Source organism: Amycolatopsis decaplanina DSM 44594 (assembly GCF_000342005.1).
GTDB classification, from domain to species: domain Bacteria; phylum Actinomycetota; class Actinomycetes; order Mycobacteriales; family Pseudonocardiaceae; genus Amycolatopsis; species Amycolatopsis decaplanina.
In genome coordinates this window covers 56175-72449 of sequence record NZ_AOHO01000076.1, presented here as the reverse complement: position 1 = coordinate 72449, position 16275 = coordinate 56175, and the positions used below count along the sequence as shown (strand labels likewise).

Annotated in this window: 19 protein-coding genes, 1 tRNA gene and 1 pseudogene; 3 read left to right on the top strand and 18 right to left on the bottom strand. The window is 66.3% G+C overall.

Annotated features, from left to right (window positions below; translation table 11 throughout):
• Positions 1-403: 403 nt before the first annotated feature.
• Both H074_RS38865 and H074_RS33960 read left to right on the top strand, forming a co-directional pair.
• Positions 404-1423 carry an abortive infection family protein gene (locus tag H074_RS38865; RefSeq protein WP_007034627.1) on the top strand — a complete coding sequence of 340 codons (1020 nt, stop codon included), beginning with the start codon at positions 404-406 and terminating at the stop codon, positions 1421-1423.
• Positions 1424-1813: 390 nt separating this feature from the next.
• The gene (locus tag H074_RS33960) at positions 1814-2383 is read left to right on the top strand and encodes a hypothetical protein (RefSeq protein WP_152521548.1); all 570 of its coding nucleotides are present in this window, start codon (positions 1814-1816) and stop codon (positions 2381-2383) included.
• A gap of 2 nt (positions 2384-2385) precedes the next feature.
• Here H074_RS33960 and H074_RS42150 read toward each other — a convergent pair whose 3' ends face one another.
• The 5 genes and pseudogenes from H074_RS42150 to H074_RS33945 all read right to left on the bottom strand — a co-directional run bounded on the left by H074_RS42150 (position 2386) and on the right by H074_RS33945 (position 5558).
• A complete protein-coding gene (locus H074_RS42150; RefSeq protein WP_268744784.1) occupies positions 2386-3129 on the bottom strand; it encodes a terminase TerL endonuclease subunit in 744 nt (247 codons plus the stop codon).
• A 277-nt stretch (positions 3130-3406) separates the two neighbouring features.
• Positions 3407-4126, bottom strand: a pseudogene (locus H074_RS42145) (terminase large subunit domain-containing protein); the annotation flags it as partial.
• A complete protein-coding gene (locus H074_RS41810) occupies positions 4086-4331 on the bottom strand; it encodes a P27 family phage terminase small subunit (protein WP_007034625.1) in 246 nt (81 codons plus the stop codon). The pseudogene H074_RS42145 and the gene H074_RS41810, both read right to left, overlap by 41 nt.
• Before the next feature lie 26 nt (positions 4332-4357).
• Positions 4358-4546, bottom strand: coding sequence for a hypothetical protein (locus H074_RS41805; RefSeq protein WP_007034624.1), 189 nt, complete (start codon positions 4544-4546; stop codon positions 4358-4360).
• 598 nt (positions 4547-5144) lie between these two features.
• Positions 5145-5558: a hypothetical protein gene (locus H074_RS33945; protein WP_007034623.1), complete on the bottom strand. Its 414-nt coding sequence runs from the start codon at positions 5556-5558 to the stop codon at positions 5145-5147.
• 622 nt (positions 5559-6180) lie between these two features.
• On the opposite strand from H074_RS33945, the gene H074_RS40495 reads away from it, so the two are divergent.
• The gene (locus H074_RS40495) at positions 6181-6642 is read left to right on the top strand and encodes a hypothetical protein (protein ID WP_152521547.1); all 462 of its coding nucleotides are present in this window, start codon (positions 6181-6183) and stop codon (positions 6640-6642) included.
• A gap of 84 nt (positions 6643-6726) precedes the next feature.
• Here H074_RS40495 and H074_RS33940 read toward each other — a convergent pair whose 3' ends face one another.
• The 13 genes from H074_RS33940 to H074_RS33880 all read right to left on the bottom strand — a co-directional run bounded on the left by H074_RS33940 (position 6727) and on the right by H074_RS33880 (position 16143).
• A complete protein-coding gene (locus H074_RS33940) occupies positions 6727-7764 on the bottom strand; it encodes a tyrosine-type recombinase/integrase (protein WP_007034621.1) in 1038 nt (345 codons plus the stop codon).
• Entirely contained in the window at positions 7761-8228 is a 468-nt protein-coding gene (locus tag H074_RS33935; RefSeq protein WP_235096948.1) for a hypothetical protein, read from the bottom strand. The genes H074_RS33940 and H074_RS33935 overlap by 4 nt, the downstream gene beginning before the upstream one ends.
• Positions 8229-8368: 140 nt before the next feature.
• Positions 8369-8452 (bottom strand) — tRNA-Leu (locus H074_RS33930).
• Positions 8453-9091: 639 nt separating this feature from the next.
• Positions 9092-9856 carry a hydrogenase nickel incorporation protein HypB gene (gene hypB, locus H074_RS33925; protein WP_039924042.1) on the bottom strand — a complete coding sequence of 255 codons (765 nt, stop codon included), beginning with the start codon at positions 9854-9856 and terminating at the stop codon, positions 9092-9094.
• Complete coding sequence (locus tag H074_RS33920; RefSeq protein WP_007034618.1) at positions 9811-10194, bottom strand: hydrogenase maturation nickel metallochaperone HypA/HybF; 384 nt, start codon at positions 10192-10194, stop codon at positions 9811-9813. The genes hypB and H074_RS33920 overlap by 46 nt, the downstream gene beginning before the upstream one ends.
• A gap of 21 nt (positions 10195-10215) precedes the next feature.
• Complete coding sequence (gene hypE, locus H074_RS33915; protein WP_007034617.1) at positions 10216-11310, bottom strand: hydrogenase expression/formation protein HypE; 1095 nt, start codon at positions 11308-11310, stop codon at positions 10216-10218.
• Positions 11307-12491 (bottom strand): hydrogenase formation protein HypD, encoded by a 1185-nt coding sequence (gene hypD, locus H074_RS33910; protein ID WP_007034616.1) that lies wholly within the window; start codon positions 12489-12491, stop codon positions 11307-11309. The genes hypE and hypD overlap by 4 nt, the downstream gene beginning before the upstream one ends.
• 12 nt (positions 12492-12503) lie before the next feature.
• Entirely contained in the window at positions 12504-12776 is a 273-nt protein-coding gene (locus H074_RS33905; RefSeq protein ID WP_007034615.1) for a HypC/HybG/HupF family hydrogenase formation chaperone, read from the bottom strand.
• Positions 12749-13282: a hydrogenase maturation protease gene (locus tag H074_RS33900; RefSeq protein WP_039924040.1), complete on the bottom strand. Its 534-nt coding sequence runs from the start codon at positions 13280-13282 to the stop codon at positions 12749-12751. The genes H074_RS33905 and H074_RS33900 overlap by 28 nt, the downstream gene beginning before the upstream one ends.
• Complete coding sequence (locus H074_RS33895) at positions 13279-14610, bottom strand: hypothetical protein (RefSeq protein WP_007034613.1); 1332 nt, start codon at positions 14608-14610, stop codon at positions 13279-13281. Before H074_RS33895 ends, H074_RS33900 begins: the two co-directional genes overlap by 4 nt.
• Positions 14607-15266 (bottom strand): D-sedoheptulose-7-phosphate isomerase, encoded by a 660-nt coding sequence (locus H074_RS33890; RefSeq protein ID WP_039924058.1) that lies wholly within the window; start codon positions 15264-15266, stop codon positions 14607-14609. The genes H074_RS33895 and H074_RS33890 overlap by 4 nt, the downstream gene beginning before the upstream one ends.
• A gap of 41 nt (positions 15267-15307) precedes the next feature.
• Complete coding sequence (locus tag H074_RS33885) at positions 15308-15529, bottom strand: HypC/HybG/HupF family hydrogenase formation chaperone (RefSeq protein ID WP_007034611.1); 222 nt, start codon at positions 15527-15529, stop codon at positions 15308-15310.
• Entirely contained in the window at positions 15526-16143 is a 618-nt protein-coding gene (locus H074_RS33880; RefSeq protein ID WP_007034610.1) for a D-sedoheptulose-7-phosphate isomerase, read from the bottom strand. Before H074_RS33880 ends, H074_RS33885 begins: the two co-directional genes overlap by 4 nt.
• Between the last annotated feature and the right edge of the window lie 132 nt (positions 16144-16275).

The following is a 16275-nucleotide window of genomic DNA, read 5'->3' as shown; positions in this document are numbered from 1 at the left end:
ACCCGGAGGCCCTCCCTCACACCAAGATCATCCGATCACGTGTCGCCCGTACCCAACCTCCATGGTCAGTACACCTAGACCGAGGAGGCAGGCGAGGGATAGGGCCAGCAGGAGCGCGAGAAGCTCTGTTGTCGTCATGCCCCGGACGCTGCCTGTGCACCGGCGTGGCCTCCGAGCATCAGGTGAACACGCTGGTCTCGGTCGGTGTCCAGCCATCGTCAGGGCCGCAAAGAACTGCCGCTCGAACCCAGCCGCTCTTCCTCCAGCACATTGCGAATTGCCCGCGGTGACAAGCCCGACAGAGCAAACGGCGGCCTGACCGCATCCTCGGTCATGCCAGGCAGCCTAGCTGCGACCACCGACACTCAACCCGCGCAGGCGGGGCGGCATAATTCCTCAACACATGCCGTCGATCAACCAGCCGGAGCAGTCCGACATGACCATGAACCTGGCCCGGCCCGACGGACTCGAAGATGAGACTTGGAGGGCCATCGACGAGCACACGGGTCGGCTGGACCGAGCGCTCCGGGACAACGATCTACCCCTCGTCGTCGGCACAGCGAAGGAACTGGTCGAGACGATCGCCAAAGTCGTGCTGGATGCGCATGGCCAGACGGTCGCCAGCAACGCCGACCTGAATGCTGTTCTGACAAGCGTCCACAAGGTGCTCGACAGGCTGCCAGCACGCGGAGCGGCTGCCAATCCACCGATCCGCGACATCGTCCAAGGCGCCAAAACGATCATCGCCCAACTGCCCGAACTGCGAAACCGGTTCGGCACTGGGCACGGACGCGTCATCTCACCGCAGGTGGACCAGGAGTTGGTGCTCCTCGTTCTCGATGCTGCCGGGCTGTGGTCGCGCTGGGTGCTCCGACGAATCGACCAGACGCTCGCCGGCCTGCCCCGCAGCCTCGTGACCATGCTGCGCGAGGGCATCTTTAGCCGAGGCGTGCTGCGGAGCCGACTTCAAGCACTCGACCTGCCATCTCTGGGTGAGGACGACCAGCGGCTCGTCGGCGTCGCCGTTGCACAACGCGCGATGGGTGACACATTCTTGGTTCACGACGAGGGCGTCGACGCCTGCGCGGCGCAGCCTGACCTGAACATCTGGCCAGCCAGCTACCGAGCAGGCATGATCGAAGGCTTGCTGCTCGATCGAGAGGGTTACGTCGACGTCAAGGCATGGGGACCAACGGCAGCCGCAATGATCCTTGCCCCGCATCCAGACGCTGAGGCGGTTCTCCTCGACCTCTCAGCCAAGATCAACGACGCAGGCTGGTCTGTGCGGTTCGCCAACAACGCTGCCGAACGTCAACAGGTAGTGCAGGCGATGCGGGATGCAATCCCCATTCTGCCCACTGAATCAGCCCGACGAGCATGGCAGCAGATCATCCTGCGATTCCAGCCTGATTCCTTCGCTTGACTCCTCGAGCCATGGGGACGTGTTCGACACCCCCAGGAGTGGTCAACGGTCACTCTGAAACCCATTCCATTAGCGCAGCGACGAACCGCAGCGGATTACTGCGTGACTGACGCAATTCGACTTTGTGCCCGCTGCCGAGCAGTAGGCCCGCTCGCCGAGTTGGTCGCCCACACCACGCTGAAGTGTGGCCGGCGACACGAGCCACACCGTGCTGTTCTCGGTGGCCAGTTGATCACGACTTGCCGCACACGGGTGTCCAGGCGGCGTAGCAGCTCCGGGTGCATGTACGACAGCGACTGTTCGCCCTCGTAGCAGGCATCGAGGATCTCCAGTCCCGGGTTCAGTGCGGCGAAGTCAACTGCCATCCATAACCACCGCTATCATTCATACATGCCGAACAGTCAGACGCCGCTTTGGGTATCGATGCTATTAGCCGGAATCGCACTCATTGGGCCACTGGGCGCGGCCTGGATTACAACAAAAAGGGACGACAAACGTTGGTCTCGGGAGCTGGCAAGAGAGCGTGAGCGCTGGCAAAGGGAAGACGACAAGAGGCGCCAAGACCTTAGCCACGAGTCTCGCATGAACTGGCGAGATCGCCGCGTTGAAGCATACTCAGACCTGCACGATGCCATCATGGTCTGGCTAGAGGGGGCTTTGCAGGTCATGGACGCGACTGACGCGGAATTTTCCAAAGAGATCGACAGTATGGACGAACGTGCCGCTAAGCTGCGCAAGCTTGTTTCGCGAATTCGAGTGGTTGGCGGTCGCGAGACAGAAGATGCTGCGGACCGGTTGCTCAGTCTGGTTTATAAGCACTATTCCAGAATCAAGAGGAAGCTAACCGTTGAGGAAATCAGCGAGGTAGCGCAGGAGATATATACCGGACGCAAGGCGTTGGAGGCTTGCTTTAGGGTGGATTTGGGGTTGGCAGGTGTGGAATCTCAGGTGTATTCTTAGGCTCACATCACGACCATCTGGCCAGACTTTTTCGGTTTTTGGCCGCGCAGCCGCCAGCCGGAGACGGCCATGGCGGCGGCGGGTACCGCGTCGATGCGTTTGCCGGTTTTCCCGCGTAGGGGCTTGTCGGGGCGGATGAGGTCGGGTTCGCCTGGTGGATGGCGTACCTCCACCGAGTCGAAGCAGAACGCCGCTACGGGGTTGCCGTGGTGCGACCACGAGCGGGAGCGGGGCAGGGTCATGAGTTCGGTCATGCCGTGGGTCATTCCGCGGAACGTCTGCGGTACCGGGTACATGGGCACCCGCGTGACACGTTCCAGGCGCTGGCGGACGGGTTCGCCGCTCCACTCGTCGTAGTTGATATCGGCGACCCGTAGCGCGGCGCAGTCGGCGGCGATGTCGGCCTCGATCACCTCGTAGTCGATGACCTCGCCGGGGATGGTGGTGATCCAGCCTTGTTCGACCCACTGGGAGACGCGGTGGTCGGTGTGCTCGTCGAGGAAGTCCACTCCGGCCTCGGGCAGCCAGAACCGCCACAGCGCGGACACGTGGCCGTCGATGCCGTCCGGCACGATCAGGCACCAGGCCGTCAGGTCGAGCTTGGACGCGAGGTCCAGCCCGCCCCACGCTGGCCGGCGAGCAACCAGCTCCCGCAGGCGCGCGGGTTCGGCGAACTCGGTTCCGGTGCACGCGGTGTAGAGGTGCATGGGCATCCATCGCGTGGACTGTGACACCCATTGGTTCAGCCGGTATTGCCGGAAGCTGTTCTCCCGCGCCGGATCGTTGCGCGCTTCCAGCGCCTCTTCCCCAGCGCGGCCAGCGAGAGGAAGTCACCCAAAGCCGGGTTCGCGTAGTACCAGTTCGCTTCGTCCCAGGGGTCCGCGTCGCGGGCAGGTTGCGCAGGTAGGCGAACCGGTGCGGGGCGCGGGAGGGGTCTTCGGCGATCTTCACGCACTCGTCGTGCTCGGACTTGGCGAAGCTGGTGGGGTCGTTGCCCGCCGTCGTGGCGGCGAGCAGCAGCGGCTGTACGCGGGTGCCCATGCCGGTCCGCAGCGCGGCCCAGAGGTCGCCGTTCGGCTGGGTCAGGACCTCGTCGAAGATCACGCAGGACGGGTTTGACCCGAGTTTGCCCAGCGCGTCGGCGGCGGCGACCTGATACACGCTGTTGGTTTTCTCGTCCACGATCCGGGCGGCGTGCTCGATTACCCGCAGCCGCTTGGACAGCACCGGTGACAGGGCGACCATTCGGGCGGCGACGTTGAACACCAGTCGCGCCTGGTCCTTATCACGGGCGGCGCCGTAGACCTCGGCGGACTCGACCCCGTCCCCGACGAGCATGTACAGCGCGACGAACGCCAGCAGCTCGGACTTGCCGTTCTTGCGGGCGAGCTCGATCCAGCCGGACCGGTAGCGGCGGACGTAGGTCTGCCACTCCGGATCCCACCGGACCTCGCCGAACAGCGGCCGGACAATGTCGTCGCGCTGCCATTCGGCGAGGATGAATGGCGTCCGTGCCCACCGGTCTTTGGTGTGCACGCAGATCTCTTCGGCGAACGCCTGCGCATGATCGGCGCGCTGATGGCAGAGGTGGTCGCCGCGTTGGCGGCAGGCACGTCCGTCGAAGCACCAGCCGCACACCGGAAGCTGCGGAGACTTCGGCGTACCGGTTCTGGAACTGGGTTTCCGCGTGCGGGAACGGGGTTTAGGAGAGGAGGCGGCCCGCGTCGCCCGAGGTCCCGCCATCGGCGCTCACCTCGGCCTTGATCGCCTGCCGGTCCGACGGCGTCAGCCCGAACCGCGCGGCGAACGTAAGGAACGTGCGCTCGGAATCAGCCTGCACCTTAAGCGCGGGGTTGGGCACCAGGCCCCCGCCACCAGGGACCAGCAGTGCGGGACCGTTCACCAATGCGGTGGCTACGGTGTAGCGGGCCAGTGCCTCACACAGCACGCCGAACGCGTCGACGTCCCACGCGGTCAGACCCTCCGGCTGATCATGCCCGGCGCGAGCCTATCCCAGATCGCCCGCCCCTTCTCCGACAGCCACTCCGGCGGCACGATCTCCACCGCAGGCGGCACCGGTTCAGCGTCGTTGATCCGCTCCTTGCGATCACCGTGCAGGATGCGCAGCGAAGTCGGCTTGCCTGCGGGTCCGCGCTTTCCCATTTGTTAACCCTCCCCTCGCGAGCACGCATAAGAGGGGGACGGATACGCTCCCGCGCAGTCACGTTTCGCAAGCGATGTGCAACCTCTGCTCCCGCCCGGCTCGCCGGAAGGGGTAGTCCGGGGACAGCCCGGCAGGAGGGAAGGACGCACAGAGGATGCCGAACGATGGCAAAGGTAACCGCGACCCCAGCTCGAACTGGGGTCGCGGCATACCGTGGATTCAGCTGCTCACGCAGTTGATCGCGTTGGGCCTAGTGATCTGGAAAGCCACCGGCCACTAGGCCCGAGGGGCGGGTACCGTCGGTGCCCGCCCCTTCCCGTTGGGCTGATCGCTGAGTAGCTGTCACTACATCAATCAACTCGGACACTGGACTGTATCGCATGTATTCGGCCAACTTGTCAACACATGTGTTGACAAGCTAGACGAATGCCTTTGGATAGGGCTTCCACAAGCTATCGCGTTGCGGGAGGTCTCAGCTGGAGCCGCTGGACGCCTTGCCCCGGCCCTTCGCCTTGGGGGCGGTGGTGGCCTTCTTCCGGGCCGCGCCGCGTCGCTTGGCTGCGGCGGCGGTCTGGCGCTTGCGTGGAGGCATTCAGTTCACCCCCTCTCGGTGTCGTCAGGTTCGGGCATCGTGACGCCGAGCAGCTCCGCGGTGGCGTAGCCGTCGAGGTACTTGTCCCCGATGACGACGAGACCGGCGGCGGCGAGGAAGGCGTCCTTGTCGTCCTGGCTCTTGAAGCAGACGCAGAACCAGTACTCGCTTTCGGTCGCGAGCTGCATCCGTTCCAGCTCGAGGGCGGTGCGTTCGCGGAAGCCGCGGTGCAGCGCGCCGAGCTCGGGGCGCGGGTCGTCCTCTTCGTCGCCCGTGTACTCGACGCCGGCGAGTGGGTCGGGGTCTGGCTCGGCCGTGAGCAGGGCCAGCACGTCGTCGTTGGACTTCATGCCGGACACGGACGACGACATTTTGAGCTGCGCGAGCAGCGCGGCATTGGGGTCCTCAGGGGAGGTCATGGCGTAGCAACTCGAGCTCTGCGAGGGGGAACCAGTCCAGGACTCGGGCGTAGTCCTCGGGTGCGTGACGGCTGAGCGGTTCGATGAACCGGTAGTCCAGGGCGTCGAACGAGCGGCCGTACCACTCGTAGTCGATTGGCAGCGGGCAGCTGTGTCGGGTGATCGCGACCCGGACGTCGGCGATCTGCCTGTTTCAGACGGCCGACGGGCCGCGCATGACGGCGGGCCCGGCAGCACGATGATCCGTGCCGATGCCAACGGGCGGGGCACGCGGTATCAATGGCCACTATTAAGGACGGAGCGGAGCGTGGCATGGTCGGCTCATTGTTTGCGCCGCGAGTCGGCGGTGGTGCGGACACCGGTCCGGTCTGTCGTGTTGGCAGAACGCGAGGGGCGCAAAGACACGCATCGCCCTGATGCGTACGAACGATCTTGGACACTGATTGCGATTGCTGTCAGGTTTCGGCAGTCTTGGTGTGGTTAGTCGCGCCCTCCCTGTGCGAAGGATCAGGGACGTGCCATGACTACAACTTGTTCACTCAAGTCCGGTGGCCAGCGGGATGATGGTGTGGCTGGCGGAAGTTTGCCGGTTCCTCTCGGGCGAGAGGCTGAGGCTGTTCCGGTGGCTGACAAGATCGTCGCGTCGTTGCTGATGCCTGTAAGAGGTTCAGCGCCTAGGGGCATGGTTCCTCCGCCGTTGGCTGAGCTCGGTGCGTTGGTCGAGAGTGGTTCGGTTGGTTTCAGTCTTGTGCGGATCGATGAAACCGGCACTGTGGCGGCCAAGGTCGCTCTGTCTCAGCTGGATTGGTGTGCGGGGCAGTCGATTCGGTTCGATGTGTCCGCTGGTCTTCTCGTGGTAGGACGGGCAAGTGAACGCGTGAGCGCGCGCATACCGTCGAAGATGGGTGTGGTGCTGCCTGCGCGATTGCGGTCGCGGTGCCGGATGCGGGCGGGGGAGCAGGTGTTGCTGGCGTCGTTGATCGAGCATGATCTGCTGGTGGTGTATCCCCAGCATGTTCTGCACGCGATGGTCACCGGGTTTCACGCATCGCTGCTTCGTAGCCGTGATCCGCAGGGCGGCTGACAGTTGCCGGAGGTGGTGCTCGCGGTCACGAATCGGTGGCCGCGAGCACCACCTCCGACATCCGGCTGCTCGGAGGCGCTGGGGTCAGGCGGCGAGCGGGTGTGGTTCGCCGGTGAGTGCCGCGAGCGCGGCGGCGACTTCGGTGATGTCGGCTTTGACGTAGCTGGTGGTGGTGAGGTCGCTGCCGGTGTCGGCGTGTCCGGCGTAGGCGCGGGCCACGCCGATGCCGAAGTTGCGTTCGACCCAGGTCAAAGTGGTGTGCCGTAGCCAGTGGGCGCTGACTTGCAGGGCCCGGGCCCAGTCGAGCTCGGCCTGGACTCGCCGGAAGATGTAGTCGTAGCGGCGTTTGGTGATGGGGTTGCCGTTGGCGTAGCGCAAGAGCTGCTCCTCTCGGTCGCCGTTGCCGCGCTCCTCCCCGTGGGCGATGAGGTGGCGCATCAAAGTGGGGGAGACGGGTTGCCAGCGTTCGGTCTCACCCTTCTCCCGGAGCAGGACGGTGCATTGCCGGCGGTCGAGGTCCCGCGGCCGCAGTGCGAGGGCGCCGCCGCGGCGGCAGGCGGTCTCCTCGTGCAGGCGGCAGAGGAGGGCGTCGAGTTCGGGGTCGTCTCCGGTGCTGGCGACGACGTCGTTGAGTTCGGACAGCTGCGCGTGGGGCAGGGCACGCCGTGTGGAGGCGTTGCGCCGTGGTTTGGTGACCCTGCGGGCGGGATTGCGGTGCTGATCGAGCCGGCCGTCGTTCTCCAGGTGTTTGTAGAGGCAGCGGACGGCGGCGATGAAGTTCTCTGCCGCGTTGCGCCCGCCGCGGGAGTTGCGGCGGACCACGGCGGTGGCGCGCGCGATCTCGGACTGGGCTTTGATCTCGGTGGCGGTGATCGTGTCCATGGGCCGGTCACCCCACACCGCCTCGGCTTTCGCCCAGTACGACCCGTAGGAGGCGGCGGTGCTGGGGGAGAGGAGCGCGGCGACGACGGGGATCCATTCCCGGATCGTCGGCATGGGCCGCTGCCGCGACGGGCCGTCCTCCGGCGCGCTGGCGGTGAGGAGTTCGGCGGGGTCGACGCCGAGCCGGTTCAGCAGCAGGCGGGCTGTTTCGAGGTCCTGCGGGCTGGCGGAGGTGGTCATGATGCCTCCTCGGTGGCGAGTGTGGCGTGGAAGGTGCGGAGCATCGCCTGCACGGCGGGTTCGGGGTGGACGACGAGGACGTCGTGCTCGGCGTCGGCGACCAGGAGCATGCGGGCTCCCGCGTCGACGCCGCAGGCCCTGCGGACCGTTGCGGGCAGGCAGACGTAGGGCTTGCGGGGCATGACGAACACGCCGTCGGCGTGCCGGTGGATCACCACCGACGTCTTGATGAGCGTGATCAGCAGGCGGTCACCCGGGCTCCAGCCCAGAGCCGCGACCGCGCCCTGGTCCTGCAGGCGGCCACCCGCGTCGAGTACCGCGATCGACAACCGTGGCCCGCCGGTCGCGCCTGGCGTGCGCAGGGAAGGAAGTTTCAGCGGAACCGGGGCCGACAACGGCGGCCGGGCCCGGGCGGATGCGGAGACAGTGCCTGGCAAGGACACCGACGAGATCGGACGGGTCACGACACACCTCCCCGGACTGCAGTACGCGGGGAGGGCGTGACCATGGTCAGTCTAGTCGACCTGGCCGTACCGGTAACGCAAGAAAGACCCGCCGAAGCGGGCCGATTACTCTGTGCTGTGGGAGATCCACCATGAATATGTGTCCGAGGGGGGACTTGAACCCCCACGTCCGTTAAGGACACTAGCACCTCAAGCTAGCGCGTCTGCCATTCCGCCACTCGGACTTGCTGATGAAGAGAGTATACGTCCCCTGGAAGCCCTGAATCAGGGGGGTACGTATCGTCACGAAGACTCACCTTGAGATGATGTCTGGTTACCATCCGATAGCCTCCGATCGGGCGATCCTCTCGTGCAAAGCCACAGGCCAGAGCGACATTAATGGCCCAGGGGCACCGCACCTGGGTATCACTCGCTCCACGCGATACGGCGCCGGATCGCTCAGCTACGTCCTGCGGTGAGTCATCGACGCTCCTCCCGGGCAAGAGCATCAGCAAGCTGGCGAAGAGCAGTGACTCAGCCCACCCCTGCGGCAACATCGACCAGCCCTCCCGGCATGTCGATGTCTTCAAGCCGGACAGGCAAACGGGCTGCGCAAGCTGAAGGTGCTCGCCGGCCGTTCAGGCACGAAGGTCTGGGTCGACCCCGACCCCAGGACTGGAGGGCCGACCGGTCCGATGGGCGCCAAGCCGTCCCCGGCACACGTGAGCTCAGCTGGCCGAGCTCAACGATGTCGTGGCCAGCGGCGCGACGATTCCGAACTCGGCACGTCGATCTGCGGCTGCACGAGGAGGCCGGGGAGGTGGCTGGCCTGGCCGCTGGGCCTTCACACAAACGGGGCCGTCGCGGCGCTCGGCCGGTGTTTCTCAGAGCGTCGGTCCGAGATCGACTCGCTCACGGAGCCAGCCGTACCAGTCGTCCATGCCCTCGCCGCCGGTCGCCGACATCTTGAGTACGCGAGACCTCGGGTTCACCTGCGTCAGCGCGGTGAGAAACGCGTCGACGTCGAAGTCCACGTAGGGCAGTAGGTCGATCTTGTTGAGCAGGACCACGTCCGCCGTGCGGAACATATGCGGGTATTTCCCCGGTTTGTCCGAGCCCTCGGTGACCGACATGATCACCGTGCGGGTGCCTTCGCCGAGGTCGAAGAGCGCTGGGCAGACCAGGTTGCCGACGTTCTCGATGAATACCGTGGACCGGCTCGGTGGATCGAGCGTGCGCAGTGCCTTGGCCAGCATGTCCGCGTCCAGATGACAGCCGGCGCCGGTGTTGACCTGGATCACCCGGCATCCGGTCGCCCTGATCCGGTCGGCGTCGAACACGGTTTCCTGATCACCTTCGATCACGGTCATCGGGAACTCGCGGCCCAGCTCGCGGATGGTGCGTTCGAGCAGCGTGGTCTTGCCGGATCCGGGGGAGCTCATCAGGTTCACGGCATGGATCGCCCGTTCGGCCAGCCAGCCGCGGTTGTTCTCGGCCAGCAGGTCGTTCGCGGCGAGGATGTCCTGCTCCAGCAGCACGGTCCGCTGCGTTTCCGGATGCACGTGATCGTGTCCATGACCGTGTCCGTCGGCCTCCGGATCGATCACCCGGATTCCGGTCTCGTCCGAGCAACCGCAGGTCGCGCACATACGTTCTCCACCTCCACAGATTTGATCCTCAGTTCCCGCCCGGCGAGTATCCGCACGTCGGCGTCGCCGCAGCCGGGGCAGAGCAGGATCCTCGGGTCCTCGACGACGAACTCCAGAGCGCAGGCGCGGCAGCCGGCGCGGCCCGGTGGTTCGACCACGTCCAGGACCGCGTCCCGCAGGGGAGTGCCGGCCACGACCACCTCGAAGCAGAACCGCACCGAGTCCACCACCACCCCGGACAGGACCCCGATCTCCAGCGTGACGCGGCGGATCGGGGTGGCGCCCATCCGTTCGATGATCGTCTCCACCGCCGCCTGGGTGATGGACAGCTCGTGCATGCCCGCTCCCTTCGGCGGTCTTCAGCAGATTCGCGGCAGTGGATCCCCGACCAGCAGATCGCAGATCCGGGTCCCGCCGAAGGTGGTGTTCAGCAGCACCAGGCCCGGCGGATCGGCCTTGATCCGGCCGATGATCGCGGCCTGCGAACCGAGCGGGTGCGCGCGCATGGCGGCCAGAGCGGTCTCGGCCTGCTCGCCGTCGACGACCACCACGATCCGGCCCTCGCAGGCCACGTAGAGCGGATCGATGCCGAGCAGTTCCGACGCCCCGCGCACCTGAGCGCGGGCCGGGATCCGCTCTTCGTCGATCACCACGGCCACATCCGCGGCCCTGGCCATTTCGTTGAGCACGGTCGCGACGCCACCTCGGGTCGCGTCGCGCATCGCCCGCACGCCAGGGGTTTCCGCTAACAGCGCGGCGACGAGCCCGTGCACCGGCGCGGTGTCCGATCGAAGGTCCGCCTCGATGTCGAGTTCGCCGCGGGCGAGCATCACGGTGATGCCGTGGTCGCCGATCGGGCCGGACACGATGACGGCGTCTCCGGGCTCGACCGTCGCGACGCCGAGCCTGTGCGGATGGTCGATCACGCCGACACCTGCCGTGTTGATGTAGCAGCCGTCGACCTTTCCGCGCTGCACCACCTTGGTGTCACCGGTCACGATGGCCACCCCGGCGGCGTCGGCGGCGGACTTCATCGTCTCCACGATCCTGACCAGATCGGTGACCGGGAAACCCTCCTCCAGGATGAAACCCGCCGTCAGGTACCGCGGTTCGGCGCCGGACACGGCGAGATCGTTGACCGTTCCGTTGACGGCGAGGTCTCCGATGTCGCCACCGGGGAAGAACAGCGGTGACACCACGAACGAGTCGGTGGTCAGCGCCAGCCGGGAGCCGCTGATCGTCAGCGCGGCCGCGTCTTCGAGCGGTTCCAGCAGAGGATTGCGAAACGCCTCGAGAAAGACGCCTTCGATCAGGGTTTGGGTGGCCTTGCCGCCGGATCCGTGGGCCAGCGTGATCCGTTCCTCGCGTACCTTGGCCCGGCGCCTGCGGGCCTTGTCGATCCGATCGAGCACCGCCTGTTCCCGGCCGGACGGCGTGCCGGTACCGGCGCTCATCGGATGGCGCCTTCGGCCGGGGTCCGGCGGGCCGTAGCGGCCAGGTCGTCGGTCGTGGCGATGCTCGTCTCCGGCACCCTGGTCCGGGTGAACCGCCCGAAGTTGTAGTAGGCCGCGCAAGCTCCCTCCGGTGACACCATGCAGGTTCCGATCGGGGTCTCGGGGGTGCACGCGGTGCCGAAGACCTTGCATTCCCAGGGTTTCAGCACCCCTTTCAGTACCTCGCCGCATTGGCACGCCTTCGGGTCCGCGACCCGCACCCCCGGCACGTCGTACTTCACCTCGGCGTCGAACGGCGCGTACTTCTCGCGTAACCGCAGTGCCGAGTGGGAGATGAAACCGAGTCCGCGCCATTCGAAGTACGGGCGCAGCTCCATCGTCTCGTTGATCACCCGCAACGCCTTGAGGTTGCCCTCCCACGGCACGACCCGCGAGTACTGGTTCTCCACTTCCGAGCGGCCTTCCTTGAGCTGCACCATCAGCATGTGGATCGACCGCAGGATGTCGAGCGGCTCGAATCCGGCCACCACGAGGGGCTTTCCGTAACTCCTGGCGATGAATTCGTACGGGCGGCAACCGATCACCGTCGAAACGTGCCCTGGTCCGATGAAGCCGTCGAGACGCAGGTCCGGAGAGTCGAGGATGGCCTTGATGGCGGGAATGATGGTGATGTGGTTGCAGAAGACCGAGAAGTTCTCGATGCCTTCTTCGGCCGCTCGCAGGATCGTCATCGCGGTCGACGGCGTGGTGGTCTCGAAGCCGATCGCCATGAACACGACCTGCCGGTCCGGGTTCTGCCTGGCGATCTTCAGCGAGTCCAGTGGCGAGTAGACCATCCGGATGTCGGTGTCCTCGGCGTTGGAGTCGAAGAAGTTCCCGTCGCCGCCGGGCACCCGCATCATGTCGCCGAACGAAGTCATGAGCACCTCGGGACGGCGGGCGATGTGGATCGCGTCGTCGATGCGGCCCATCGGGATGACACAGACCGGGCAGCCGGGACCGTGTACCAGGGTGATGGACTCCGGAAGGTAATCCTCCAGTCCGTGCTTGTAGATCGTGTGCGTATGGCCGCCGCACACCTCCATGAACTTGTACTCGCGGCCGGGCTCGCACAGGCCGGCGATCTTCGCGGAGAGCACCTTGGCCTTCTCGGCGTCGCGGAACTCGTCGACGAAACGCATGCTGCTCAGCTCCTAAATGATCTGCGAATCGCGCAGGGCCGCGATCTCGTCGTCATAGGCCTTGCCGATGCTCTCGAGGAAGTCCATCGCCGCTTTCGCCTCGGCCTCGTCGATCTTGGACAGGGCGAAGCCGACATGGATCAGAACCCAGTCGCCCGGCTCGATGCCCTCTTCGGCGACCAGCGCGATGTTGATGGCCCGTCTGACGCCGCCCACGTCGACCTTCGCCAGATCAGTACGGTCCGCGAGGATTTCGATCACTTCTCCGGGGATTCCAAGGCACATGACGGCACCCGGCTCCTTCCTGTCGCAGCTGACCGGCACGCGCCGATGAGGTCGGCGACGGCGTCCGCGGCCGTGTCCACCGCGGCCGCCACCGCGGGGCTGAGCTCCATGCGATGGTCGAGCACCGCCGGTTCGCAACCGACCAGCAGCACCCGGCCGGGATCCCCGCCGAGGAGGGCGACCAGGTTCAGCACGACGTCGGGCTGCATCCCGTGCGCGTCGAGTGCCTCCGCCGTCGGCCGGGGCGGCCCTTCGGGGAGATCCAGTTCGACGACGTACACCGTGCCGGGGGCATCGCCCCGCGTGGTGGCGTCCACCATCACCGTCAGGTCGTACTGCCCGGCGACCAGGTCGTAGGCCAGGTGCATACCGCGAACGCCGTAGTCCGCCACCCGCACCCGATCCGGCAAGACCTTCGTGGACATCCGGCGGACGACTTCGACCCCGAAACCGTCGTCTCCGAGGAAGACGTTGCCGATGCCGGCCACCAGTATCCGGGGAGTCATGGCGCCTCCGTGGCGATCGGCTCGATCTCGTCGACGCCGAAGTAGCGGTACCGGCCGTGCTGGGCATAGAGCTCCGAGCCGAGATCGTCTTCGAGGGTGACCGCGATATGCCAGACGTCGTCGACGTCGAGCAGCACCGCCTGCACGACCGCGGCCCGGCCGCTCAGGAACATGTCGTGCGCGTCGGCCCGCTTGGCGGGCCGCAGCCGTACGCGGCTGCCCTTGCCGATCGCGACCCCGGCGACGTTCACGGTGTCGGATTCCGGCGACAGCGACGCGTCCGCCTCGGGATCCCACCACGGCACGTCGGGCGGTTCCTCCGCGTCACCGGTGACGGAGCGCAGATAGCGGATCGTGCCGTGGAGCCGGTCCAGCAATTCCGGTGGCATGCTCTCGACCCGGTCGATCAGTTCGGCCGCCCGCGTGTCGGTGGCGCGTGCCTGCCGTTTCTCCTCGTCGGTGAGCGTCAGCGTGCGCAGGGTCAGGATCTCGTCGATCTCCAGGCCGTCGTACAGGGGACCTTGGCTCTCCTCGGCGATTTCCGGGTGGTCGTAGAGGATGATCGGCGAGCACAGGACGGTGTCGCACCGGCCGGGCTTTCCGAGCAGGACCGGCCAGGTGCGTTCGTTGACGCATTCCTCGGTGGCCACCGACGCCCATTCGGGCGGGTCGATCAGCGAGAGGAAAGCGCCACCCGGGATGGAGAGCAGCGTGTGCGTGGCGACCATCGAGTGGGCCAGTGCTTCGTCCCGCGTCGCTTCCGGCTCGTCCCAGACGGACTTGTTGTACACCCCCACCCGCAGTTTCACGCCGCCGAACGGCCCTGGCAAAGCCTCACCGCGGAGCCGTAGTTCGCCGCGCAGGCCGGCGCGCCTGCGCACCAGCCGCGCGTCGTCGCCACCGAGGATCGGCTCGACGTCCTCACCGCCTTCCACGTGGAACGGGACACAGGTTCCCCTGCGCAGGGCCGCGAAGGGGATCGCGGCCGCGATCTCACGTTCGACGGCCTCCTCCCAGGTGGTGTACTCGGTTCCGTCGACGGTCAGCGACGGCACCGCCCTGCCGGCCGCCTCGACCACACGTTTCTGCACTTGGAGGAAGCGGAGCCGGACTTGGAGAACCCCATCGTCCGGTGGCTCCGCGATCAGTTCCGCCTGCGACCAGTGATGTTCGCCGGTACCCGCCGCCGCGTAGGCGGCGGGAGTGAGCACGCCCCATTGCCAGCGCACCTTGTTCTTCGCCGCCGACGCGCGATACGGGTACAACAGGTATCCCTCGTAGAGCACGGCGTCGGCCACGGCCTTGGCCCGGGTCAGGGCGTCGGTCACGGTTTCACCCGCTCCGCGAGGTGTTCGACGACCAGTTCCCACAACACGTGATAAAGCGTGGTCTGTGCCTCTTGGACGCGGTGCACCGACGGAGACGGGACCACGAACAGGTAGTCGATGCCGTCCAGTTCGGCCATCTTGCCGCCGTCGTAGCCGGTGATCCCGATCGTGAGCAGACCTCGCCCGTTCGCCTCGTCCAAGCCACGCAGCAGGTTGGTGGAGTTGCCGCTGGTGGACAGGCCGACCGCGATGTCGAGCGGCTTCGCGAAGGCGGCGATCTGCCGGGCGAACACCACGTCGAAGCCGATGTCGTTGCTCAGCGCGGTGATCACCGCGATGTCGTTGGTGAGGCCGAAGGCGGGCAGCGGGGGAGGGGTACCGCCGGGCCCGCTCGCCGGACTGAGGAAGAGGCTGGCCAAGTCCTGTGCGTCGGTCGAACTGCCACCGTTGCCGAACGCCAGCAGGCGCCCGCCACCGGTGAATCGGCGTGCCATCGCGCCGGCGCACTCCAGCAGCCGGCTCCCGTCGCGAGCGAACATCGACTCCCGCAGCGCGACGATCTCGCGCGCTTTGTCCACAGTGGACCGGCGGATCTGGTCGAGCACGGAGTCGGCGTCGGACGAATCCGAGTACAGGAAAGGGTAGAGCGACCTCACGTCCTCGGCGGGTGGAGGGGAGGCCGTATCGTCGGTCCGCTTCACCGGGTACCCGTCCCCACGACCGCGATCGCTTCGCCGGCGTGCACCAGGATGGTGTCGCCGACCTCGGCGTTGACCAGCGCGACGCTCACTTGTTCTTCGCGGCCGGCGGCCGTGCGGACGACGGCGTAACAGTCGTCCAGCAGGCCGAGAACGGTGACGGGGACCGCGGAGTCGGAACAGGTCACGCAGACGTCGTCACGGCATTCGGGGACGTTCACGCCGTCGCCTCCTGCGCGAGCACACCAGGATGTTCGAAGAAAACGTGAACCAACTCCCAGAGAATGTGGTACATCGTCACGTGCACTTCCTTGACCACCCTGGGGTCCGCCGACGCGGCGATCAGCACGTGGTCGGCGGCTCGGCGGGCCGCGATGGCGCCACCGCGGTCACCGGTCAGCGCCACGGTCAACAGGCCCAGGTCGCGGGCCTGCTCGAGCCCGCGCACCACGTTGACGCAGTCGCCGTCGGTGGACAGACCGAGCGCGATGTCCAGAGGTTCCGCCAGGAACCGGATCTGGTGCGCGAAGACTTCGGCCAGCCCTTCCCGGTTGGCGATCCCGGTGAGCGTGGCGACATCCGACGTCAGGGAAAGGGCGGGTAAGGCCCGTTTGCCGACTATGACGGGGTGCACGAACTCGACCGCGACATGCTGAGCGTCGGTGCTCGGGCCACCGTTGCCGAAGACCAGGAGCTTCCCGCCTCGCTGGAAGCGGGTCGCCATGCTGTGGCAGGTGCGCGCGATGTCCTCGGCATGCTCGGCGAGATCATTCAAGGGTCGGATACGACGATCGGCCAATGCGTCGAGGACATCGGCACCGCCGGAACGCGACAATTCTGTCACGATCGGATTCCTTATGGGGTTTCAGGACAGGCAGTCGGTCATATGTGGTGACGAATTCACCGGTGATGCAGATGTACTTCGCGCCGAAGATCCATTCTTTCGAGACAGATGCACGCCTTAGCT